Source organism: Marinobacter sp., from assembly GCF_965229985.1.
Lineage (GTDB): Bacteria > Pseudomonadota > Gammaproteobacteria > Pseudomonadales > Oleiphilaceae > Marinobacter.
This window is the reverse complement of sequence record NZ_OZ245935.1, coordinates 4,384,071-4,407,514: the sequence shown is the minus strand read 5'-3', so window position 1 is coordinate 4,407,514 and position 23,444 is coordinate 4,384,071. Positions and strand designations below refer to the sequence as shown.

Annotated in this window: 22 protein-coding genes; 6 read left to right on the top strand and 16 right to left on the bottom strand. The window is 56.9% G+C overall.

Annotated elements, in window-relative coordinates:
* Nucleotides 1–53 precede the first annotated feature (53 nt).
* From ACO06L_RS20300 to ACO06L_RS20250, 11 genes are all read right to left on the bottom strand, one after another.
* Complete coding sequence (locus ACO06L_RS20300; protein WP_336144586.1) at nt 54–1,157, bottom strand: AI-2E family transporter; 1,104 nt, start codon at nt 1,155–1,157, stop codon at nt 54–56.
* A gap of 156 nt (nt 1,158–1,313) precedes the next feature.
* A complete protein-coding gene (locus tag ACO06L_RS20295; protein WP_227715888.1) occupies nt 1,314–1,634 on the bottom strand; it encodes a TM2 domain-containing protein in 321 nt (106 codons plus the stop codon).
* A 107-nt stretch (nt 1,635–1,741) separates the two neighbouring features.
* Entirely contained in the window at nt 1,742–2,698 is a 957-nt protein-coding gene (locus tag ACO06L_RS20290; protein WP_064227232.1) for a formylglycine-generating enzyme family protein, read from the bottom strand.
* A gap of 13 nt (nt 2,699–2,711) precedes the next feature.
* On the bottom strand, nt 2,712–4,829 hold the full coding sequence (locus tag ACO06L_RS20285) for a LysM peptidoglycan-binding domain-containing protein (RefSeq protein WP_202347202.1): 2,118 nt from the start codon (nt 4,827–4,829) through the stop codon (nt 2,712–2,714).
* Complete coding sequence (locus ACO06L_RS20280; RefSeq protein WP_202347201.1) at nt 4,829–5,623, bottom strand: DUF4123 domain-containing protein; 795 nt, start codon at nt 5,621–5,623, stop codon at nt 4,829–4,831. The genes ACO06L_RS20285 and ACO06L_RS20280 overlap by 1 nt, the downstream gene beginning before the upstream one ends.
* Nucleotides 5,620–7,740, bottom strand: coding sequence for a type VI secretion system Vgr family protein (locus tag ACO06L_RS20275; RefSeq protein ID WP_202347200.1), 2,121 nt, complete (start codon nt 7,738–7,740; stop codon nt 5,620–5,622). Before ACO06L_RS20275 ends, ACO06L_RS20280 begins: the two co-directional genes overlap by 4 nt.
* Nucleotides 7,741–7,932: 192 nt before the next feature.
* Complete coding sequence (gene mmsB / locus ACO06L_RS20270) at nt 7,933–8,820, bottom strand: 3-hydroxyisobutyrate dehydrogenase (protein WP_202347199.1); 888 nt, start codon at nt 8,818–8,820, stop codon at nt 7,933–7,935.
* Nucleotides 8,821–8,847: 27 nt separating this feature from the next.
* Nucleotides 8,848–9,918, bottom strand: coding sequence for an enoyl-CoA hydratase/isomerase family protein (locus tag ACO06L_RS20265; protein ID WP_202347198.1), 1,071 nt, complete (start codon nt 9,916–9,918; stop codon nt 8,848–8,850).
* A 35-nt stretch (nt 9,919–9,953) separates the two neighbouring features.
* Nucleotides 9,954–10,733 (bottom strand): enoyl-CoA hydratase, encoded by a 780-nt coding sequence (locus tag ACO06L_RS20260; protein WP_202347197.1) that lies wholly within the window; start codon nt 10,731–10,733, stop codon nt 9,954–9,956.
* 10 nt (nt 10,734–10,743) lie between these two features.
* The gene (locus tag ACO06L_RS20255) at nt 10,744–11,910 is read right to left on the bottom strand and encodes an acyl-CoA dehydrogenase family protein (RefSeq protein ID WP_064227225.1); all 1,167 of its coding nucleotides are present in this window, start codon (nt 11,908–11,910) and stop codon (nt 10,744–10,746) included.
* A 93-nt stretch (nt 11,911–12,003) separates the two neighbouring features.
* Entirely contained in the window at nt 12,004–13,497 is a 1,494-nt protein-coding gene (locus tag ACO06L_RS20250; protein WP_064227224.1) for a CoA-acylating methylmalonate-semialdehyde dehydrogenase, read from the bottom strand.
* A gap of 161 nt (nt 13,498–13,658) precedes the next feature.
* On the opposite strand from ACO06L_RS20250, the gene ACO06L_RS20245 reads away from it, so the two are divergent.
* The 3 genes from ACO06L_RS20245 (at nt 13,659) to ACO06L_RS20235 (ending at nt 16,014) form a co-directional block, all read left to right on the top strand.
* Nucleotides 13,659–14,534 carry an AraC family transcriptional regulator gene (locus ACO06L_RS20245; protein WP_202347196.1) on the top strand — a complete coding sequence of 292 codons (876 nt, stop codon included), beginning with the start codon at nt 13,659–13,661 and terminating at the stop codon, nt 14,532–14,534.
* Between the two features lie 103 nt (nt 14,535–14,637).
* Nucleotides 14,638–15,066 carry an SRPBCC family protein gene (locus ACO06L_RS20240; RefSeq protein WP_064227222.1) on the top strand — a complete coding sequence of 143 codons (429 nt, stop codon included), beginning with the start codon at nt 14,638–14,640 and terminating at the stop codon, nt 15,064–15,066.
* Nucleotides 15,067–15,213: 147 nt separating this feature from the next.
* Entirely contained in the window at nt 15,214–16,014 is an 801-nt protein-coding gene (locus ACO06L_RS20235) for an MBL fold metallo-hydrolase (protein WP_202347195.1), read from the top strand.
* Between the two features lie 92 nt (nt 16,015–16,106).
* Here ACO06L_RS20235 and ACO06L_RS20230 read toward each other — a convergent pair whose 3' ends face one another.
* The gene (locus tag ACO06L_RS20230) at nt 16,107–16,541 is read right to left on the bottom strand and encodes a hypothetical protein (protein ID WP_202347194.1); all 435 of its coding nucleotides are present in this window, start codon (nt 16,539–16,541) and stop codon (nt 16,107–16,109) included.
* A gap of 176 nt (nt 16,542–16,717) precedes the next feature.
* Complete coding sequence (locus ACO06L_RS20225) at nt 16,718–17,335, bottom strand: tetratricopeptide repeat protein (RefSeq protein ID WP_227715886.1); 618 nt, start codon at nt 17,333–17,335, stop codon at nt 16,718–16,720.
* Nucleotides 17,336–17,539: 204 nt separating this feature from the next.
* Here ACO06L_RS20225 and ACO06L_RS20220 point away from each other — a divergent pair, with 204 nt between their 5' ends.
* Complete coding sequence (locus ACO06L_RS20220; RefSeq protein ID WP_202347193.1) at nt 17,540–18,265, top strand: YebC/PmpR family DNA-binding transcriptional regulator; 726 nt, start codon at nt 17,540–17,542, stop codon at nt 18,263–18,265.
* A 37-nt stretch (nt 18,266–18,302) separates the two neighbouring features.
* Nucleotides 18,303–19,049 (top strand): glutamine amidotransferase, encoded by a 747-nt coding sequence (locus tag ACO06L_RS20215; protein WP_202347192.1) that lies wholly within the window; start codon nt 18,303–18,305, stop codon nt 19,047–19,049.
* A gap of 21 nt (nt 19,050–19,070) precedes the next feature.
* On the opposite strand, the gene ACO06L_RS20210 is transcribed toward ACO06L_RS20215, so the two are convergent.
* Genes ACO06L_RS20210 through ACO06L_RS20200 form a run of 3 tightly spaced genes read right to left on the bottom strand, consistent with a single transcriptional unit; the run spans nt 19,071 to nt 21,836 of the window.
* Nucleotides 19,071–19,421, bottom strand: coding sequence for an FHA domain-containing protein (locus ACO06L_RS20210; RefSeq protein WP_064227218.1), 351 nt, complete (start codon nt 19,419–19,421; stop codon nt 19,071–19,073).
* A gap of 10 nt (nt 19,422–19,431) precedes the next feature.
* Complete coding sequence (locus ACO06L_RS20205) at nt 19,432–20,187, bottom strand: protein phosphatase 2C domain-containing protein (protein WP_202347191.1); 756 nt, start codon at nt 20,185–20,187, stop codon at nt 19,432–19,434.
* Nucleotides 20,187–21,836, bottom strand: coding sequence for a serine/threonine-protein kinase (locus ACO06L_RS20200; RefSeq protein ID WP_202347190.1), 1,650 nt, complete (start codon nt 21,834–21,836; stop codon nt 20,187–20,189). Before ACO06L_RS20200 ends, ACO06L_RS20205 begins: the two co-directional genes overlap by 1 nt.
* 159 nt (nt 21,837–21,995) lie before the next feature.
* Between ACO06L_RS20200 and ACO06L_RS20195 the strand changes: the two genes are divergently transcribed.
* The gene (locus ACO06L_RS20195; protein WP_202347189.1) at nt 21,996–23,444 is read left to right on the top strand and encodes a phospholipase D family protein; all 1,449 of its coding nucleotides are present in this window, start codon (nt 21,996–21,998) and stop codon (nt 23,442–23,444) included.

Genomic DNA, 23,444 nt, shown 5'->3' with positions numbered 1-23,444 from the left:
CGGAGCGTGTCAGGGCATGTTACGGGTATCCATTATTCAAAGGCACTTCAGCTCTACCGCGCAATTACCTTGTACACCGGGCGTAGCTTGGGAATCTGCTTGAGCACAACCTGAATGACCGTCATCAGGGGTACCGCCAGAAGCACGCCAACCGGGCCCCAGAGCCAGCCCCAGAAGAAAATCGAGACAAAGATAATCACCGGATTGATCGCCATCCGAAAGCCGTGAATCCAGGGTTCGATGAAAAAACCGACCAGCGTGGTCAAACCGAGGAATCCCAGCGGCGCAATGGCCATCATCCAGAACTCATCAAGGCTGATGGCGGAGACAATCGTAAGCATGGAGATAGAGAGAATAACCCCCAGATAGGGGATAAACCGGGCTAGCCCGGCGACCAGCCCCCACACAGCCGGATCCGGCAGCCCGACCGCCCAGCAGATCAGCCCGGTTGTGGTGCCCACTGCCAGATTACTCAGGCTGAGAACACCCAGGTACTGGGCAATCTGATGCTGGGAATCGTGGGTAATCCGAAGTACCGTTTTCCGCTGATCAATGGGCAACTGACGGACAAAATTCTTGATCAGACGATCACCGCTGACCAGCAGAAAATAGGTCAATGCCAGTGCCAGCGCCAGGCCGGCGATCGCATTTCGGGCCTTGGCCATTAACTGGCTGCGCCAGGAGTCCGTTTGTAGAACAACTGCGGTTGGCTGCTGTTGTTCCGACTCTGAAAGCTCCTCCACGGACTTTTCAACCTGCTCCGCGGATTCTGTGACTTTCGCGATCTGGCGGCTGATTTCACTCTCGCCAACGAGCAAGCGCGAAATGCCCTGGGGCACCTCTTCCGCCCACTTCAACGCCGGGGTTGCCACCGCCAGAGTTATGCCGACGATTCCCGCCAGCACCAACAGCACGAAAATCAGAGAACTGATCATCCGGGGAATCCGCCACTTTAGGTATGCCTTCTTGACCAGAGGCGAAAGCAGCAGGCTCGTCATTACCGCGAGAATGATGGGCAGAACAATCTGGTGAGCCACGTACAGGGTGTAAAGGATCCCCAGGCCGAACAACCCGTAGATCGGCGTGGCGAGATCTGATGAAATCAGCGGGCGCTTGTTCTCGCCCGCCGGTTCGTTATTAGTGGATTGGCCGTCCATGATGAACCCTGCATGCCGTGGAAATAACTTGGCCCGGGAGAATCCGGGCCAGCGTTCAAAACGGTCAGTCTACCTTCACCGGTTAGCGGGCGCATCCGGGAGAGGGTTACGGGAGGTTCACTAGAAACAGCAGCCAAAGTTTCGAAAACCAAATGTTTAGCCCGTAAACCAATCCCTTTGCAGACGACCATCCTTCAATCTGTACATTGAAAGGCCGTAACGCAGATCACGTCCTTGAGCATCCTTCACAAAGCCAGTATCTCTGCCAAGTGAGTGAAGAAATGCATCTATCAACATGGCAGCACAGTCAAAGAACCACCAGATACCTAGTCCCCCGAATGTCAAAGCTTTTCCAACGCCCGATTTCCACTTACCAAGGTAAAACCGATCTGCGCCGAAAAGCCCTAGAAAACCTGCAAGAAAAAGTGCCAACAAGCGGTTCTTTTGCTTGGATACCTTCAGCTCCATGTCACTCATAATTTTCCTCCTTGAATCGTAATGAAAGGCAGAGACGATTAGTTGGCTGCCGATCAACTTGCCCAAGATGGGCACTTCGCTTTTATCAAGGGCTTCCTGCCCTTTCGTTAGTTTATCGGCTCAGGATGATTGACGACGCAGCGGAAGCCTATGCTCCCTGAGTCAACAGATCCTCCGCTTCTCGCAAACACAGTATCACCGCCGCCAAAGCTACCCCCCATACCAGCCCAGTCTCGAACAGTCTTCTCAGGATTTGCAGGATCTACCGGCTTCTGAGGACCTCCTGGATTATCAAAGCCGGCCTCCACGTAATAGTCAGATTTAAACCAATCCTGAGTCCATTCAGCGACGTTACCCGTCATATCGTGAATACCAATTGAATTTGGCGGATAGGACCCCACAGGACGACGCTCCATCACACTGAAATCATGGCTAAGCATGTTGCCCGATGGAGGTGTGCTCGGATCAATGTATTGCACGGGTCTCTGCAAATAAGTATCCGGAGCTTTTTCTCCCGTGTTGGTCGCATAAGGCACTTTCTTTCCCCGGCTTCTCGCTGCATATTCCCACTGAGCTTCCGTAGGCAGTGCAAAAGGTAAACCGGTTTGATCGCCTAACCAGGCGCAGTAGCCTTCTGCTTCATGGTAGTTTGGGGTCCTGGCGGGTTTAAGATGGAAATAAGGAGACAGGGGATCTTCACTTGGTTCGGCGATAAATTTCTCGTCATACCCCGACCCCTCATACAAGGAAATGTGTCCAACTTTCTCGTAATAGACGTGCATTTCTCCCCAAGTTGTCTCGTATTTGGAGATTGAGTAGCTATCGACGCTGACCTCGACCGCAGGCCGGGCGTGATCCGTTAAAACTACATAAGGCGAACCATTCGAGTGTCCCACGTCACCCAACTCAAAAATACCTCCCTCAACAAATACCAGGTTTTCAATCGCTTTTTGCTTGATCCGCGAAACCGCATCGGCCGAGCCATTACCAAATCTCTCACATGCAGGTAATGAGGTTGCAAGCACCACCAACAAACCCAGCTGCAAACGGTTTTTCAGAACCATATGTAATTTTTCCTTAGCCGATCCTACAAATACGGCAGACGTTGAAAGGATCCATTTTCACGGGCCTTCCCGCAATTGCCCTTTGGCCTTGAAGCCCAAGTATGAACATGCGCTGATCCGCTTTGTTTTTCCCAATGAACGCAAAAAGTCGCTCAACATTCGAGTCAAAATCCTCTTGCCTCGCAAAACCTTCAGGGTTCATTCGCATAACGGTTTCCTCGAAATCGCGCCAACCCTGAAAGGTTTCCATTATCTGCTTAACAGCCGTAATTTTGATGTCATCGTCACCCCACAAATTAGGGGTCACCCACCAGTCATAAAGAATATTGTCCAATACCACCCCTTTTACTTCAGGAGGGGAATGCCTAAACACAGAGTCCTCGGCCAACGCCAAATCGACGACCACGTTGTAAGCTAATTCATGACCCCGCTCCTCACGAGCACGGTTTACGAAAAACGACTCGACAAATCGAACGATCTCTGTCGCCATGGAGTTGGCAAATTCTTCCGCAGCCGCAACGGCAGACAGTCCCCTACCAAGGGCATACAAACTAATTCGCTGGTACCACTCAAAGGCGGAACTATTCGAATCAAAGAGCTCTAAATATCTGAAGTCCACATCCATCAGTGCGTTGTAAACGAAATGGAGCATCCGAATGACTTTCTGAGTCTCGATCTCCAAGAGAAAGCTTCCGGATGGCCCCACGCCTAGCACAAGCCCGGCGTGTGCGTTTACATAAAATTTGCCAGTCTCCGGGCTGAATAACAGCCTGAGGTCGGCCTCTGCCCCAGCCCCCAACGCTGCCTCGACCTTCTTACCTACACGACAAAGCCTTTCCCACTCACGCTTATCGGTCAGTACGTCCTTCCAGCGCAATTCTCCCGACACCTCACAGCCGCCACGAATGCCTGCAAATACGCCTGCCTCGCCCCCCGCTTTTTGCCCGCTCTTCCTCGACGCAATTCCCTTGAGAGTGGGAAGGCCATCTTTTGTGGACACGTGGACATTGCCAGCAATAAGAGCTGAAGCGCCGGCGAAACCCGAGAGCGAGGCATTAATTGCAGCCTGAAAATGCCCCAACGAAGCAACTCTTCGCTCGCCATCCCAGCCTCCAACCCGATAAGGAATCCTGATTTCCGAGCGGTTATTCACCGGAAACGCCTGCTCAACACCAACCTTGCCCTGCGCCAGCGCATACTGCGCTTCCGCTTTCGCCTGGAAATGCACTTTTCCCTTGCGCGGATCAAATTCACCCGAAGCTGCCGCGCCGGCAGCAAAGCGCATGAACTGTGCCTCTGCGGAGGCATCAAACCCGGTTTCGTCGACCGCTTCCCGCCTGGCTTCCGTGTCTCCCCAGATGGACCAGGATGCCTCATCGTAAAACTTGTTCAACGTCGTCATAAGCGCGCCATTCTTATCCGGCTCCCAGAGGGTTGCGTTGAACTTGACGTTGAGTTCGCTACGGATAGCGTCTCGAAGCTTCGCTGGATCAACGCCGTTCTCGGTCAGCCACCCCTTGCTGCGCTCGCTGTCTCGCGATGCCATCGGATACCGGCGAGGGTGGTTCGCGATCTTGTCAGAGCGCACGAAAGTGACGTGTTTATTGCCAGCCAACCGCTTTATCTCAGTAATCGGTGGGATGGACTGCATGTCGGTGGTCAGGACTGAGCGAGCCTCAAGTTCGTTTATCAGCCGCTCTTTCTCCTCCTGCACTTCAGACAACAGTTGCCCTTCGCCTTCAGTCGCGCCAAGTTCAGAATCGGTCTCGCCTTCATCGAGTCCGTCAAGCTTGCGGTAGAATTCGGTTATCGGACCACAAACAAATTCCTCTTCTTCGACCCACTCCGCCAATTCCGCCTCAGTCAAAAGAATCAGGTCGTCCGCTCCGGTTACGTGAACAACTTCCACGATTTCTTCGGAACAGGATGGCTCCTGGGCAACAGAACCCACGTCACAGCTGGAGAATTGCTCCTCGTTAGCCGCCGGAATCTTGAGCGGTTGTCCCGGGAAGATTCGATCCGGGTTCTCAATTTCAGGATTCAGCCGCATCAGGCTGCTGAGGGTCGTTTGATGCCGTTGTGCAATCGCACTGAGGGTGTCGCCGGAGCGAACGGTGTATTCAGAATTCATCAGGCAACTCCGTATGCCAAATGGTTATCAGCTGCTTCCAGACGTGCGCCAGTCGAGACCTCAGAGTCAGACAGAATGGTGCGGATTTCGGCAAGCTTGATCCGCTCCCCGTGAACCACAGCCAGCTCTGCGTAACGGCTAACCTCCTTTTCGGTTCGAAAACCCAGCGCGGTTGCCTCATTGATCCAGTGCTCCAACCGTGCTCGATCCTTGATGTCGAGAAAGCGGCCCAACTTCTCGACGAATTCATGCCTGGCGCTCTCTGACAGCGCCGCCACATGAATATCAGTAAGCAGAAACCAGCCTTCCTCAACGGCTTTCCTGGCGAGTTGCGAGCCATCTGAATCGAACCGGGATAGCTCTCCGTCCGGCTGGAAGACCAGCCACTCTCTGACTGGCCCGCTAAAGCGAGCGCGTTCTTGCTCATTTAATGCAGACATCAGCCGCGTGAGCTGCTTGGGTGCGTAATAGCGCAAATAGGAGAATCCCCCATCCGGCATCTGCACACTGAGCAAACTGCGCAAATGACCCGCCACAAGCGGAAGGCTTTCATCCGAGACAACGATAATCGCTTTATCCTGCCAAACAGATGGGGCTCGCCAGAGCCGTGTGGCCTCGGAAGGTTTGACCAGACACGGGGTTACTTCCAAAGCGGCTTCATGTGGCGTGCCCAAGAACAGATATTCCAGCTCGGGCTGATCGTCATGCTCGTAGATGAAGCGCGGTGCATCAAACAACGCACCGTCGAAAAGAATGTAGGCCTTCGCCCTGGTTGTTTCATCCAGCCCTATCATGCAGTCACGCCCTCGCATGAACAGGATGAGAGGGCGCAGGTGCCATCCGACTTGCGCCCGCATTGCTTGACCAGTGCAACATCGTTCCTGGCCGCTATTTTCAGCGCCTGCACCGAGCTTGGCGTGGGACCCGCTAAAGCCCGGGTATCTGTTTCAGCAAGCCGTTCCGGTTCATTCGTATCTGAAATTTCACTCAAGCTGCGCGGTAGTGCAGGCACCTTGGCTGAAACCCCACTCCCACTCCCAGGCCCACCGCCAGAGTTCATGCGCACCGAAGGCCCGGAGACCGTAACGCCACTGGGATCCAGCTTCAGAAAGCTACCACCTGCTTTGAGCGTGAGTTCGGCGCCCGCCTCGATTACTACCTTCATACCCGCTTTATGGTGGATCTCGGTGCCAGCTTCAACGAGCTGGCTTTTGCCCTGCTTGCTGTGAAGACTGCCACCGATGGAGAGGCTGTAATCACTTCCGACCGACTCACGCTGTTCACCATCGACAGTGCGGTGCTCATTGCCTTTCACGTGACTGAAATCGTTGTTTTCGACTGTGCGGTGACTGTCGTTACGAATCACCTCCGTGCGGTTGTTCTCGGTGAGCAGATCCAGGTCTTTCTGGGCATGGACGTAGATCTGTTCCTGCTCCGCCTCATCCTCAAACCTCAGTTCGTTGCTGCCCTCGCCCTTGTGGGTTTTCGTTTTCAGGGTGGTGCGGGTTTTGTGCTCCGGCAGCCCATAGGGTGGCGTGTTCGTCACGTGATGGGTTCGGCCGGTGATGATCGGCTGGTCCGGGTCACCGTCGAGGAAGGAGACAATCACTTCGTGGCCAATTCGCGGCAGGGCCATGAAACCATACTGGCCACCGGCCCAGCCCTGGCTGACTCGGAGCCAGGCGCTGCTGTGCTCATCATTCTTTGAATAACGATCCCAGGGAAACCGCACTTTCACCCGACCATATTCGTCGCAGTGAATCTCCTCGCCTTCCGGGCCGGTGACAATCGCGATTTGTGGGCCGTCCATCAGGGGGCGGTGCGGCGTCTGCGGGCACCAGGTCAGATCTGCAGGTATGGCCTTGAACTGGTTGTGGTAAGTGGTAGGTTCGCTGCCGCCCTCCTCTTCCAATGCCTGGGGCTGAGTGCCAGTGTGGGTGACGGCTGTCAGCAGCCATTCCCGATTCAGGGCGTCGCTGTCGTGCTCCTTCAGTTCAACCTTGGCGCCGGCGCTGAAATCCGGGCGGTTGCTCTCGCCGGATGCGGTACTGGCATCATTGCGAAGGGATTGCAGTCTGGCTTCGGTAAAAGGCTGGCCACTGGCGTCGGCCTTGAAGCGGCCGGGGTAATCGTAGTGCTGGTAATCTTCCCGGTGCTTCAGGTCGCCGGAAGCATGCTGATGCATCAAAGCATAGGCGGGATTCTTAAAGGTATAATCCTTCATGGCCACAGAGGCCACCCGCACCCGCTCTTCATATCGAAATCGGTACACGACCGGGCGCCTGCTGCTGCCGCCGGCTCTGGCGTTATATTCTGCCGGCTCCAGCTTCGGCGCATCGCCATGATGGTCGGCGATTACAAGCGCCGGCTGTGTGTCCGCGTCCACGCTCCCGTGTTCATAGCGATAATGCCAGCCCTCTTCAGCCGCGAGGCGCTCGAGAAAGGCCAGGTCGCTTTCTCGATGCTGAACACAATACTCACGTTGCTCAGGGGCGCGCTTCAGATCGAAAACCGAATCGATAATGCCGCGTTCCTCAAGCAGAGTCCTTACGATCGTGTCGGTGCTCTGGGTCTGGAAAAGCCGGCTGTTGTGCATCATCCCAAGGCGCCAGAGCGGCGGCTGGATACTCAATTCATAGCGGGTACGCCGGTGACCGGCATCGCCCCGAACGAATTCGTTGACCACCCCGGTAAACCGCCTGAGCGGCATGCCGTCCTGCCAGATAACAAGATCAACTGGTTGCTCCAGAATCTCTGCAGCCCTAATGGATGGGTCGGTACTGGCCAGCTCAATACGACCCTGAAACACCTCGGAAAGGCGTTCGGTCAGTGCGAAGCCAACCACGGAAAATAAATCTGAGGGGAGTCCGCCAACACGGGCGGTGAACTGCAATCCGCTTGCCTGGGGCATATCTTCAATCCCTGAAGGTATGGTTATGTCCTGTTCCCGGCAGCCTTTGGCCAACCACATCCCTGATTGGGCTACCGAATAACAACTGGCGGGAAAAGTACCAGCACTGACCCGGAAAATCCAGCGGCTGGTCGCAAAAACCGGAAGATGGCTGGGGTCAGATGAAATACTTCATCTGACCCCGATAGCGCTTTACTCGGGCTTGTAGAGCCGCTGGATACTGGAGAAGTCCAGATTTCCATTGCCCTGCCCCGCATGGAGCTGGAACAGGTTGCGGGCCAGAGAGCCCATGGGAATGGAAGCCTGGTTCTTGACGGCGTTGTCGAACGCCAGCCCAAGATCCTTGGTCATCAGATTGACCAGGAAGCCGCCCTCGTAGTTACGGGACGCGGGAACGCCTTCCATCACACCTGGCCAGGGGTTGTAGACGTTCAACGCCCAGTTGCCACCAGAGCTCTGTTTCATGATTTCCGAGAGCACCGCCGGATCCAGACCGTTTTTCACGCCCAATGCCAGCGCTTCGCTGGTACCGGACATAAGGATGGCCAGCAGCATGTTGTTGCAGATCTTGGCCACCTGGCCGGAGCCATGATCACCGGCGTGGAAGATGTTCTTGCCCATGGCATCGAGAATCGGCTTGGCCTTGTTGAAGGCCTCTTCCGAGCCACCGCAAATGAAGGTCAGCGTACCGGCCTTGGCACCGCCCACTCCGCCGGATACCGGCGCATCGAGGAACGGGATATCCTTTGCTCGTGCCACTTCGGCCACACCTCGGGCTGTTTCCGGTGCGATAGTGGAAGAATCAATCACCAGGGTGCCAGCCGGCAGTTTTGCCAGCAGACCATCATCCCCCAGGTAAACCGCTTCCACATGTTGCCCGGCAGGCAGCATGGTGATGACACACTCAGCGCCATTGGCGGCTTCATGGGCCGTGTCTGCCGTTTTTGCGCCTTCGGACACCAGGGCAGCAACAGCGTCTTTGGACAGGTCGAATACGGTGACCTCGTGGCCGGCTTTTACCAGGTTTCCGGCCATTGGGCCGCCCATGTTACCGAGACCGATGAAGGTAATCTTTGCCATGTTTTTTCTCCTTGTTCTTGTAATAGATCAGCTAAAAAAATCGTCGATCCATGCGCTGTCCATTTCGGCAAGGGACGCATAGCGCCAGCGGGGCTGCTGGTCCTTGTCGATCAGAAGCGCGCGGATGCCTTCGGCAAACTCGCCCTTGGTCAGGCATTTGGTGGAAAGCACTAATTCCTTGTCGAGCACCTCTTTCAGGCTGTCGTGTTTGCAGCCGTGCAGGTGCCGCCAGACCAAAGCCAGGGATGTGGGTGACGCACCAGCCAGGGAGCGGGTCGCCTTCGCCACCCATCCGTCGCCACCGGACAGCTCTTTCAGCTGGTTAACCGTTGCTTCCAGGGAGTCGGCATCGCTAACCCGGTTGATCTCATCGAAATGAGTGCGCACCGGTGATTCCGGCATGGCGTCGGCGCTCTCACGCTCGTATTGGCGAAGCACGCTACCGACCACCGCATGGGGATCCTCTCCCTGCCAGTCGCGCTTGCAAAGCTCGGCAATAACCTCGGCCTTCAGATCATGCCGGATGAAGCGATCCGCAAGGCCGGTGAAGATTGCATCGGCACCGTTTAGGCGGGCGCCGGTCAGGCCCAGAAACAGACCGGTGCGACCGGGCGTCCGGTTGAGGAACCAGCCGGCAGCTACGTCAGGGTAGAGACCGATGGTGATCTCGGGCATGGCAAGTTTCGAGGCTTCAGTCACCACCCGGTGGGAGGCGCCCTCCATAATGCCCATGCCGCCACCCATCACGATGCCGTGACCCCAGCACACGATCGGTTTCGCGAAGGTATGGATCAGGTAATCCAGTTCATATTCCTCATTGAAGAATGCTTCACCTTCACTGGCGCCCTGGGGCTCGGTCATGCTGCGATACAGGGCGACAATATCCCCCCCGGCGCAGAATGCCTTGTCGCCCTCGGATTCCAGCCAGACGGCCTGGACAGCAGGGTCTTCCGCCCAGCGCTTCAGTTGCGGCGTCAGCAACCGGATCATCTCCAGAGACAACGAATTCAGCGTTTTGGGCGTATTCAGCCTGGCCACGGCGATCAGCGCGCCATCGCCGGTTTTCCACTCTTCAAAGATAATGGGTTGATCACTCATAACAGGTCCTTGAGCCAGCGTGTTTCGGGCCGGCTTCAGCGGTTTTTCCATTCCGGCTTACGCTTGTCGAGAAACGCGTTCACGCCTTCTTTCTGGTCTTCGGTGGAGAACAGCTCAACAAACAGTTCCCGCTCCATGCGCCAGCCGTCGTCGTGGCTGCGTCCATCACGGGCGCTCATCACCAGGGTCTTGCAACGGGCAGTGGAAGACGGGCTCTGCTGGCAGGCCATTTCCGCCAGTTCGAGCGCCTTATCAAGGCTCTGTCCGGTTGGCACCACCTCTTCAACCAGGCCGATTCGCAATGCCGTATCGGCTTTCACCCGCTCTCCGCAAAGAATCATCCGCTTGGCCCAGCCCTCGCCTACCAGCCAGGGCAGGTTCTGGGTACCACCGGCGCAGGGCAGCAGGCCAACACCGGCCTCAGGAAGCGCCATTTGAGCATGCTCTTCGGCAATGCGGATGTCGCAGGCCATGGCGCACTCCAGGCCGCCCCCCATCGCATAGCCGTTAACCGCGGCGATCGACACGCCCCGGAAGCGACCCAGCGTGGAGAAAGCCTCGCCAAACAGTTGAGCCATCTCATTGGCCCGGGCCTTATCGCCATCGGCGAAGGTTTTCAGGTCAGCACCAGCGGAATAGAACTTCTCACCCTGCCCGGTCATCACCAGGGCAAAGATATTCCGGTCTTCGTTCAGCTCCTTGACGATATTCGTCAGGTCAATCAGTGAATCCTTGGTCCAGGTGTTGGCCGGCGGATTGTTGATGGTCAATACCGCGATGTGTCCGCGTTTTTCGAGCTGGATAAGATCGCTCATGGGGATCTCCTTATTGAATCGCTTCAGCCACGCCGTCATCGAGCAGGCGACGGGCAACAATCAGACGCATGATTTCGTTGGTGCCTTCCAGGATCTGGTGCACCCGCAGGTCGCGCAGGTAGCGCTCAAGCGGGTATTCGCGAATGTAGCCATAACCGCCGTGAAGCTGCAGTGCCTCGTTGACCACCTCAAAACAGGCATCGGTGGCGAACCGCTTGGCCATGGCGCAATGCAATGTCGCTTCCGGGTCGGCATTGTCGAGTTTGAAGGCACCCAGACGAACCATCTGCCGCGCTGCGACCAGGTTGGTGGCCATATCGGCCAGCTTGAACTGCAAAGCCTGGAACGCCGCCAGCGGTTTGCCAAACTGTTCGCGCTCGTGCATGTAATTACGGGCCCGCAGCAGAGCCGCCTGCGCTCCGCCGAGGGAACAGGTGGCGATATTCAGCCGCCCGCCATCAAGGCCTTTCATGGCGATGGCAAACCCATCGCCCTCTTCACCGACACGGTTGCTGGCTGGAATGCGCACATTCTCGAGGCTGATCATCCGGGTCGGCTGACTGTGCCAGCCCATTTTTTCTTCGTTCTTGCCGTAGGAAACGCCATCGGCATCTGCCGGAATCACAAAGGTGGAAATACCCTTGTAACCGGAATCCGGCGCTCCGGTCCGCGCCATCAGAACCAGAATGTCGGTCGCTCCAGCGCCAGAGATAAATACCTTACTGCCATTGATCACATAGCTGTCACCATCGCGCTCGGCCCTGGTACGAAGGCTGGCCGCGTCTGAGCCGGCACCCGGCTCGGTCAGGCAGTAGGAGGCGAGCCACTCGCCGCTGGCAAGTTTTGGCACGATTTCCTGTTTGAGATCGTCCGAGGCAAAGCTGGCCACCATCCAGGTAGCCATGTTGTGGATGGTGATAAACGCAGCGGTGGAAGGACACGCAGCGGCGAGTTCTTCCACGATGACCGAGGTGTCGAGCCGGGACAGACCCATGCCGCCAAGTGCTTCGGGGGTGTACATACCCATGAAGCCCATCTCGCCGGCTTCCTTCATCATATCGACCGGAAAGATATGCTCGTCATCCCACTTAGCCGCGTGAGGCGCCATGGATTTTTCCGCAAACGCCCGCGCCGCATCGCGAAACGCCAGCTGATCTTCGGAGAGGTTAAAGTCCATCGTTACGCTCCAGATAGATAGGGCTTGGCATTGGACGGGGAAAACAAGGGGCCGGAAACGGGTTCCGGCCCAAATACCCCACCTTCAACGCAATTAACGCAACTGGATAGAGAAGTTCGCTTCGGTGCTGGTTGCTTCACTGGAGAACCAGCGGGAGGTAACCGTTTTGGTCTCAGTGTAGAAGCGAACCGCCTGCTTGCCGTAGGCATGCTGATCACCGTAGAAGGAGCCCTTCCAGCCGGTGAACGAGAAGAACGGCAGAGGCACAGGAATGGGAATGTTCACACCCACCTGGCCTACGTCGATCTCGTGCTGGAAGCGACGCGCTGCACCACCGGAACTGGTGAAGATGGAGACACCGTTGCCGTATGGGCTCTTGTTGACCAGTTCGATGGCATCGCCGAGCGTGTCGGTTTCCACGCAGGACAGCACCGGACCAAAGATCTCTTCGTTATAGATGTCCATTTCGGTGGTCACACCGGAGAACAGCGTCGGGCCAACCCAGTTGCCGTCCGGCAAACCGTCTACCGTGCAACCACGGCCGTCCAGCAGCAGCTTGGCGCCCTGGGCTTCGCCAGTCGCAATAAGAGATTCAATACGGTCTTTCGCCTTGGCGGAGATGATCGGGCCGTAGCTGGCACCGGAATCGTTCCACGCACCAGGGCGTACTTTCGCCATGGCTTCTTTCAGCTCGGGAATCCACTGCTGGGCTTCGCCTACAAAAACGGCGACAGAAATAGCCATGCAGCGCTGACCAGCCGCACCCACGGAGGCGCCGACCAGGGCATTGATCACCTGTTGCTTGTCAGCATCCGGCAGGATAACCATGTGGTTCTTGGCGCCAGCGAAGCTCTGTACACGCTTCATGTTGCGAGTGCCGGTTTCGTAGATGTAACGGCCTACCGGTACAGAACCTACAAAAGAAACGGCCTTGATGGCGGGATCGGTCAGCAGCACATCAACCTGCTCCTTGCCGCCGTGAACCACCTGTAGGACGCCCTTCGGCGCACCAGCTTCCTCGAACAGCTCCGCAAGGCGCATAGGCGTCAGCGGATCCTGCTCGGACGGCTTCAGGATAAAGGTGTTACCGCAGGCAATGGCCATGGGGAACATCCACAGCGGAATCATGGCCGGGAAGTTGAACGGGGTGATACCCGCGCACACGCCCAGCGGCTGGATCCAGGAATGGGTGTCCACTTCACGGGCCACGTTTTCAACGGTCTCGCCCATCATCATGGAGGCAACGTTGGCAGCGTGCTCGACCACTTCAATGCCACGCCAGACATCACCTTTGGCGTCGTCAAAGGTCTTGCCGGTTTCCTGGGCCAGGATTTCGGCGATCTCATCGTGATGCTCTTTCAGCAGAGCCTGGTAACGAAGCATGACCCGAGCGCGCTCTGAAACAGGCACTTCCTTCCAGGTCTTGAACATTTCGCCGGCGCTTTCGATGGCCTTGCGCATTTCCGCATTGGTGGTGCACGGCGCCTTGGCAATCACTTCGTTGGTGGCGGGGTTGGTGACGTCGATCCATTCACTGGTTTGGCTATCGACAAACTCACCTGCGAGATACAGCGGTACATTTTTCATGTTGATGTCCCTGTTTGTTGTTGTGCGGGAAGCCGGCCGGAACCATAGGGTTGCGGCCACGTTTAACCAAAGGCTAGCACGGGATCGACCAAGGGGTGATTGACTAAATTTCGCCCGTGATGGACTATCTTTCGATAAAGCTCAACCAAACAAGATCAGAAATGACTCAAACCTCACAGTGGCCGGTGCCCAAAGACAGCATTCGCTATGTGGTGCCTGAGCCGATCATCAGACTACTCGCGAGCCATCCACTCACCCGGGACCTGTACCCCCTGGCGTTCGGCCACTACCGCCGCGCCGTGGGGCACCATATGCACCGGGAGCACCATCACGACAATCTTTTGATCTACTGCACGGAGGGGCGAGCCTTCCTGAACGTTGGCGGCGAGCCCTATACGGTGGAGGCTGGCGACCTGCTGCTTCTGCCGGCCGGTGCCAACCACCGCTATACCGCCGATCCGGACAACCCCTGGACCATCCACTGGGTGCACTACACAGGGCCGCTGGCGGAGGATTTCAGAAAATATATGGGGTTTGATGGCCCGACCCGCATTCGCCACCTGGGCCGGCAACCCCGGCTGCTGGTTGACTTCAACGGTCTGCTATCGGTGCGACAGACCGGCTTCCGGGCCCGCGGCCTGATTCACGCGGCCAACAGGCTTCGGCAACTGTTGGCGGCGGTTCCGATCAACGCAGACGAGACCGGGCACAAACGGCAGGCAGAACTGGAAACCATCCACAACTATATGAGGGAACATCTGGATGAGCGTATCAGCCTGGAGCAACTCGCTGATCTTGCCGGCCTGTCTCCCGCTCATTTTGCCACCCGCTATCGGGAACAGACAGGCACCTCCCCGATCCAGCACTTCCTGCACCTCAAGGTAGAGCGGGCCTGCCAGATGCTGGATACCAGCAGCCTGAGCTTTGCGGACATCAGCCGACGGCTGGGCTACGACGACGCCTACTATTTTTCCCGGCTTTTCAAAAAGGTAATGGGCCAATCACCCCGGGACTACCGGCATACCGCACGGCACTGACCCGTCGCCGGAGGCCAGATTACGACCTGCCGCTTTCTACGACTTTTGTTGTAGGAGCCAAGGGGTTAGGCTGGGGGTATCGACTGACAAAAAGAGTGAGCCCATGGCCATGTACACCATTGAAATCGATGAAACCTTTGATGTCCCGCGACGACGGGTCTTTGCCCTGTTCGCCGACCACTACCGTTTCGGAAAACTGCTGGGAGCCCCGGTCAAACGAATCAAGGACAGCGATCAGGCTGATCCCAACGGCATCGGCTCCGTTCGCAAGATCGGCATCGGGCCTGTCGGCCTGGAAGAAACGGTGACCAGCTTCGAGCCGGATTCATTGATCGAATACACCATCACCAGCATGAGCCCTATCCGCAACCATCTGGGGAGAATCCGTTTCGAGGACACACCGGAGGGCCATACCCGGGTGAACTACACCATCAGCTTTGAAGACATCGTACCGTTCACCGGGAAGGTCGTCAGCAGCGCCCTTGAACAGGGTATTCGCCGCGGAATCAAACGGGTACCTCAGCTGGCCTGAAAGTCGGTAACAACAAATCGTTACTTGAGGAATATCAGAGAATTGACCTGAGGCAAGAGTTAGCTTTTGTCAATTTTGTAATCTCCGCGCAGCTTGCAATATCCGGCCATTCCGGCCGGATCAAACTGTATTCTGCGGGAGACCGAAATGGCAGCCGAGCCTATTGTCCTGTTCGATAACGGACACCACAAATGCCTGATGTTCGATTCCCTGGTAACCGGCGAGGGCGTCCAGTCCAACCAGTTCCTGATTGTCGACGGCAAACACGAGGCACTGATCGACCCGGGCGGAGACCTCACTTATACCCCGCTGTCTGTGGCGGCATCACGCTACATGAACATCCGGGACATGGACTACGTGTTCGCCTCTCACCAGGACCCTGACATTATCGGCGCCATCGACCGCTGGATCGTTCATACCCGTGCCAAAATCGTCACCTCAAAACTCTGGGCCCGCTTCCTTCCGCACCTTGTTTCCAGCTATGTGACCAACCAGCTCAGCGGCAGCGTGTACGATCGCATCATCAGCATTCCGGATGCCGGTGCCAACGTGAAGTTTGGCGAGTCCTATCTGCAGTGCATCCCGGCCCACTTCATGCATTCAGTGGGCAACCTGCAGTTCTATGACCCCGTCTCCAAAATTCTGTTCTCCGGTGACCTTGGAGCCTCCATGGGTGGCGAAGACGATCACCTGCCCGTTAAGGATTTCGACAAGCACATACCGAGCATGATTGGCTTCCACCGCCGATATATCGCATCAAAGAAGGTGTGTCAGCTGTGGGCGAACATGATTCGCGATATGGACGTAGCCATGATCGTCCCTCAGCATGGAAAGCGCTTTGAGGGCCCCGTTATGGTGGATCGTTTCCTGAACTGGGTGAGCGAGATGGATTGCGGGATTGATCTGGTTACACAGGACAGCTACCGACGGCCGGTAGACTACGTTTAACACCAACAGAAGCAGCAGCCTCACGGCTGCCGCTTCTGTGTTTCAAATCCTATCCTGCAGAGGGCAGGACCGGAGGATAGGAGGAGCCAGTTCTATTTGCTACCTCCCTGGCCGCCACCGTGGCTTCCACCACCCATGCCGCCACTGCCCATGCCTTCGGACCCCATCTTATCCTCGTCCATCATACCCTTATCATCGGGACGACCCGCTGCGGTGGGGGGCAGATTTTCAACATCAATGCCTTGGGCGCGGGCTCGTTCCATCATTCTCTCATGATGTTGCTCACGGTAGGCCTGGCGCTCTGCCATGGAATCCATGGAACGCATCTGGTCCTGAAATTGCTTTCGCTCCTGATCGGTCATCATGTCGTAACCGGTAATTGGATAACCGTCACGGTCCTTTTGCCGCGTTTGGTCCTGCAATTGCGTCTGGTCACGATCCTGGTCCTGGTCAGCAGCAAAGGTAGTTGAGAGCGGTAACGTCAGCGCCAGTGCAAGCGCTGCAGAATAGATCACGATCTGTTTCATTGAAGTAGCCTCCATCATCAGCCCGACCATCCCCGGCTTCAGGAACTGCCCTATAGAAAACAGTCGACACCTTTACAGGCATCCCTGATCTATGATTCCAGCATACTCCCTTGTTGACTGAGAGAAACCTGTCAGAGATCAATTTCCATGCTCCCCGACAACAATGTGACGAGTCTTTAATCTTGCGGACACGTTTCACTGATGCGGGGTCGTGCGGACGGCTCCTCCTCTTTTAATTCTGAAAGAAACTGCTGCGCTGCAGGCTGACCGCCTTCCACAGCCGCCAGTCTGATCCAGCAAAATCCGTCAGGCCGGTTACCCTGATCATACAGTCGCCTGCCAATTTCCCACTGGGCATCTTCACTACCGGCCGTTGCAGCCCGCAGCAACCATTCCCAAGCTTTGGCGGTATCCCTTTGAACACCACGCCCGGAATCATAGGCCCGTGCAACTTCCACCATACTTATAACATCCCCATCCTCGGCAGAGCGCCGATACCAGTAGAAGGCCTGGTCATCGCTCTGCTCAACCCCCTGCCCCTGGGCATACATGTTGGCCACATTCAGCATGCCCTGGCGGCTACCCTCCTCTGCCAGCTCCAGATACTTCTCGAAGGCCGATTCATATTGCCCCATCTTGTAAACGACATAAGCGTTGAGAACCCGGATCATGTCCCGTGCCACCTGGTCCTGATCGCCGCTCTCGTTATCCCCGGCACTCGCGAACGAGCATGAAAAGATCAGGCACAGAACCAGCATCCGAACCATTGTCTGCGTTGCGCTTTGTCTTTGCATTCTGCTCCCCGACGCCTGTCAGTTGTTCTCTCACGCTAGCAGTGGCTTGCCGATAGGTCTGTGCATCAAAAGTGCCGTCCTGCTAGCACCTTGGTATTGGCGGATCGTGAAAACCATCCCGGAACAGGGACCAAATAAGCCTGTCCCAAACCGGCAATGTTGAGTAAAATCCGGCCTTTTCCAGAGAACCTAGAGGCAGCGCAGATGGGCAGAGCCTACCAGAACCGCAAAGAATCCATGGCCAAGACGGCTGCGGCGAAAACCAAGGTCTACAGCAAGTACGGCCGCGAGATTTACATGAGCGCCAAGTCGGGAGGCCCCGATCCCCAGGCCAACCTGTCCCTGCGCGGACTGATCGAGCGGGCCAAGAAAGATCAGGTACCCTCTCACGTCATCGAAAAAGCCATCGACAAGGCTAAGGGTGGCGCTGGCGAAGACTATGCTGCGGCTCGCTACGAAGGCTACGGACCAGGTAACTGCATGGTGATCGTGGACTGCCTGACCGATAACCCGAACCGTACGTTCGGCGATGTGCGCCTGGCCTTCACCAAGACCAAGTGCAAGATCGGCACGCCCGGAGCCGTGTCTCACATGTTCGACCACAGCGCTATTTTTGCGTTCAAGGGCGAGGATGAAGAAGCCGTACTCGAGGCGCTGATGGAAGCGGATGTCGACGTAACCGACATCGAGAACGAAGATGGCCTGATTACCGTGTTCACACCGAACACCGAATACGCCAAGGCTCGCCAGGCACTTGTGGACGCAATCGAAGACATCGATTTTGAAGTGGATGAAATCCAGTTCCTGCCCAAAACCACCACACTGGTGGAAGGCGACGACATCCCCATGTTCGAGAAATTCCTCGACATGCTGAACGAACTGGACGACGTTCAGAACGTGTTCCACAACGCCGAACTGCCAGAGCAGTAAACAACCCGGGCCGCCGGCCTTGCAGGAAGATAACACCATGCAACAGAACGCTCCCACAAACCGCAAGGCGCGCGTGGTGGTCCTTAAAACAGGCACCACCTACCCAGACATTCGGGCAAGGTTTGGCGATTTTGACGAGTGGTTCCTGCGCGGGTTGTCAGACGAGCTGGATATTACCGTTGCCGATGCCGAGGCCGGTGAACTGCCCGGGAATCCGGAAGACTGGGACGGCATCGTGGTGACTGGCTCTCCTGCCATGGTGAGCGATAAGGCCGAATGGAGCGAGAACGCGGGGCGCTGGCTCGCCAAAGCAGTCAGAAGCGAAATTCCTGTGCTCGGCGTCTGCTATGGCCACCAGTTACTGGCCCACGCACTGGGCGGGGAAGCGGGTTACCATCCGAATGGCCGGGAAACCGGCACCCACGAGGTTGAGCTCCTTCCCGAGGCCGCCTCGGATGCCCTTTTCCGGGAGCTACCGGAAAAATTCCCGGCCCAGCTGACACACCGGCAATCAGTGTTACGCCTGCCTGAAGGTGCGGTGTTGCTGGGACGCAACCAGTTCGAGCCCCATCAGGCTTTCAGAATTGGCCCCTGCGCCTGGGGCGTACAGTTCCATCCGGAATTCACGGACACCATCATGAGCGCCTACCTGAAAGTACAGGCCCCCGATCTGCTCCGCGAAGGGCTCGATGCGGAGGCCCTGATCGCCGCCGTGAGGCCAGCGCCGGATGCGTCTTCACTGCTCCCCCGTTTCAGCAGGTTTGTCCAGGATCGGATCCGGTAAAACGGGGGCCGTTCGTTCCTGTCAGTCGAGGATGTAGGCGGTTTTTTCCAGTGCTTGCTCTTCTTCATCAATGAAGCGGAACTCGTTCCAGCCAATGCGCACCATGTCGTTGCTGTTAAGACGCTGGCGGTCAGCAACCCGCAATTCGTTCACAAAAGTGCCATTGGTGCTGTTGCTGTCGGTAATGTAGTAATCCACCGTACCTTCCAGATAGGCATTGGGCACCGCTTCTATCAGGGCGTGCTGGCCGCTCACAGAAATTTCATCAATCTGGATATCGTTGTCCGGGCGCCGACCGATGCGCGTTTCCGGTCGGCCGAGTTCAAAGGTGTTAACAACAACGTTATCCACCAGTTGCGAAAGCGAAGCCATGTCAGTTTCCTCAATACTCCAACGTCAGTAATACCACAGACACATTGTCACCGGCCTCGTTTGCCAGGCCGGCATCAATCAGTGCCTGAACCGTGCGCTCCATGCCGTCACTTTCCTTATGGATTTCAAGCCACCGGTATTCCGGAACCGAATCAGTTAACCCATCGGAACACAGCAGCAGCACATCTCCTTCATCAAGCGTTTCACGCCGATAACTGGGGGCCGCCTGCTCCACCACTCCCACGGCCCTGGTCAGGACATTCCGGAACGGTACATTGGGCACGTCGGCCCTGGTAATGCTGCCGTCTTCCAGCATATTCTGGACCACGGTATCGTCCCGCGTGAGACACAGCGCCTGGCTGCCACGCAGGCTGTAGCACCGGGAATCGCCAATGTGAGCAATATGCGCCTGGTTGCCACTCACCCAGGCCACCACCAGTGTGGTGCCCATCTTTTCAAGTCTTGAATCCCCGGAACGGTGGCTTACTATCCGCTCATTGGCCAACGCAAAAGCCCGCTCCAGGCGTTTCTGGATGGCATCATTTGTAGTTCCGGTCGACGCTGCGGCAATCTCCGGCTCCAGGGACTCGATAACGGCGTCAACCGCAAGACGACTGGCAACCTCGCCCCCCTGATGACCGCCCATGCCATCGGCAACCACCAGTAGCACCTGATCACCGGCTTCATTGATCCGCCAGTCGACAACGTCCTGATTCGACTCCCGGACGGCTCCCCGGTGACTCTGGCCGGCAACGTGATATCGCATCAGGACACCTCCTGGCCAGCTTCGCGAACGGCCAGACGACGCACGGCCTCGGCCATGGTGGCTGCGCTGGCAAATCGCTTGTCCGGCTCGCGCTGGATGGCTTTGTTGATCAGACGGACCACACCATTGGGCAGTTCTGCGTTGAACTCACGGACGCTGCGCGGTCGCTTGTTGAGAATCTGGTAGGTCAGGTTGGCCAGGGTATCGCCCTGATAGGGTGTTTCGCCGCTCACCAGCTTATAAAGCGTAACGCCCAGGCTGTAGATATCGGAGGCACCGGTTACCTTCTGACCCTTCAACTGCTCCGGCGACATGTACAATGGGCTGCCCATTACCGCGCCGGTGCGGGTTCGCGAGTCATCTGAGATCTTGGCAATGCCGAAATCGGTGATCTTTATATCGCCATTGTCGGGATTGAAGATGATATTCCCGGGCTTGATGTCGCGGTGGACGATTTTCTGGCTGTGAGCGTAGGCCAGGGCGTCCGCCACGCGGGCAACGATATCCAGCACTTTGGGCAGGGGCAGTAACCGGCCGGCTCTGCCGAACTCACTGAGTGGACGCCCCTTGGCATAGTCCATGGCAATGTAGGCGAGGTCTGCCTCCTCGCCAACGTCATACACGGTGACGATAGCCGGGTGGCTCAGGCGGCCAGCGGCTTCTGCCTCCCGGAAGAATCGCTCCTTGAGATCCTGAAGCTGGCCATCATCGAACGCCTGGTAGCTCAGTGTCTTGATGGCAACGGTACGGGCAATCTTCGGGTCCTTGCCCAGATAGACCACGCCCATGGCACCTCGGCCAATCTCCCTCTCGATCTCGTATCGTCCGAGAGTCGGGCGGCTCACTGAGGGTTCCGGCATCAACAGGGTGCGGGTATTGTCAAAACTCCCTCCCTGCATCAACGAGTTATCCGGTGCGAGCTTCTCCAGTGCCGACAGCCTTGCGGCGGTATCCCGAAAACCTTTCTTTCGCTCCTGAATACTGCGGTAGGTGCTGACCGCCTTGTCGTACTGGCGCTTGCGCTCCTGCTGGATGGCGACGTCGTAGCGCAGCTCGATCTCGCTCTCACAGTCGGGGCAGCGATCCAGCGCTTCGAGGGCCTCGTCTGTATGACCTTGCTGCAGAAATACCTTGGCCAGCTTCAGCCGCGCATCGCGCACATTGTCGGTCAGGGCACGGATGTGTTTGCGGGGCTGCAGCCAGAACAGCATCACCACGTAACCGACCACCAGCAACGTGAGCACCACGCCAAACGGCACCCAGGCATTGCGGTAGAACATCAAAGCCGCCTGGATCACCACGAGCGAGCCACCAAGCAAAAGAGTGACAGGCAGAGAAACGGCTGCGCCCATCGCCGGAATTGCAAGCACCAGATACAGTGCCGCAATTGCCAGCCCAGCGGTCACTGCCATGTCAGACCAGAGTGGTTCCGAAAGCCCCCGATCAGCCATGGCCGGCCCGAATGCCTCCTGCGGGACAATCGTGGCCGGGGTAGCGCCCTCTGGCACGCCGAGAATGCTGAATAGCGCACGGTCAGCCCAGCCAACGAGGGCAAGCTGGTCCCCCATGAGGGCAAACACAACAGCCAGAACCAGAATAACGGCCCGCAGACTGAACAGGCGCGGTATGAAAGAGAGTATGGCGTTCACAGGCAACTTTGTTATAAATGGTTGATCTGACTAGTTTAGAAAGCGTGGCGGAACTTCGATACAACGGCTGGGGTGTTTTTTGTAAGTGTTTGTTTACCTGAGAGAGAGGTCACGTATAGTTATGCCGTCGTTTACCTCAGGGATGATGGAAATACACACATGACACTGAAGTTACTGATTCTCCTGCTGTTGCTAACCCTGGCCGGCATCGGCCTTTACCATACTCAAAAGCCACTGCCGCCAGGCATCAGCTATCGGGGGACCGCGGTGCCGTTGGAGGAACCCGTCCTGCTGACAGACGTCACCCGTCACTATCAGGACGGCCGGGAAGAGCGAGACCATGAAATCTTCGACGAGGTATTCCGGCTCATCGGACAGGCCAACGAGTTCATTCTGATCGACATGTTTCTATTCAACAGCACCAAACCGGAGGATGTAGCCCACCGCCCTCTGGCTCAACAGCTCACAGAAGCCCTGCTGGCGAGGAAAGCCGAGAAACCTGAGCTATCCATTACGGTTATCTCCGACCCCCTGAACACCATGTATGGCGGCACGACCTCGCCCTGGTTTGAAGCCCTGCGCGATGGGGGCATTCCGGTTGTGGAGACGGCACTCCGCCCGCTACGGGACAGTAATCCCACCTGGTCTTCAATCTGGCGGCTGTGTTGTCAGTGGTTCGGCAACAATCAGGACGGAGGCTGGCTGGACAACGCCCTGGGCACCAAGCCCGTTACCATTCGAAGCTATCTTGCCCTGCTGAACTTCAAGGCCAACCACCGCAAGCTTGTAATCGCGGATGAGGGAGGTTCCTTGAGAGCCATTGTCACCTCGGCCAATCCTCACGACGGCAGCAGCCGGCACAGCAATCTGGGGTTGAGTTTCAAGGGGCCTGCGGTGATTGATCTGCTGAAAAGCGAGCGCGCCGTTCTGGCCATGTCCGAAGCGGACACCACGCCCATTGATGAGCGAATCAGCATGGCTCCCGATGTCACTGGAGAACCGCAGAACTCCGAAATCCCCCTGGTGGCAGTGCTGACCGAATCGGAAATCCGGGATCAAGCTCTGTCCATGATTCAAGAGGCCTCGGCCGGTGATCATCTGGACATGGCCATGTTTTATCTCTCACATCGCGATATTGTCGAAGCCTTGATAGGCGCGGCCAAACGGGGTGTGGAGCTGCGGGTTTTGCTTGATGCCAACAACGAAGCCTTCGGCCATCAGAAGAGTGGCATTCCGAACCGCCAGGTCGCTATGGAACTGGTCCGTGCAGGCATTTCCGTCCGTTGGTGTAATACCCTGGGCGAGCAATGTCACAGTAAGCTGTTGATGCTGGTGAAAGGAAACGGGGCGACGGAGCTGCTGTTGGGTTCGGCGAATTTTACCCGACGCAATCTTGATGACCTGAATCTCGAAACCGATGTCTGGGTATCCGTGCCGGAGCAGTCGCCGGTTGCCAACGGGGCCCGGAGATTCTTTAACGAGCAATGGCAAAAAGGCCCTGGCGACGATCCGGTGATGAGCCTGCCCTACGAGCGTTGGGCCGACGAATCCAGACTTCGCTACTGGCGCTACCGGATTATGGAGGCCACCGGCCTGTCGACCTTCTGA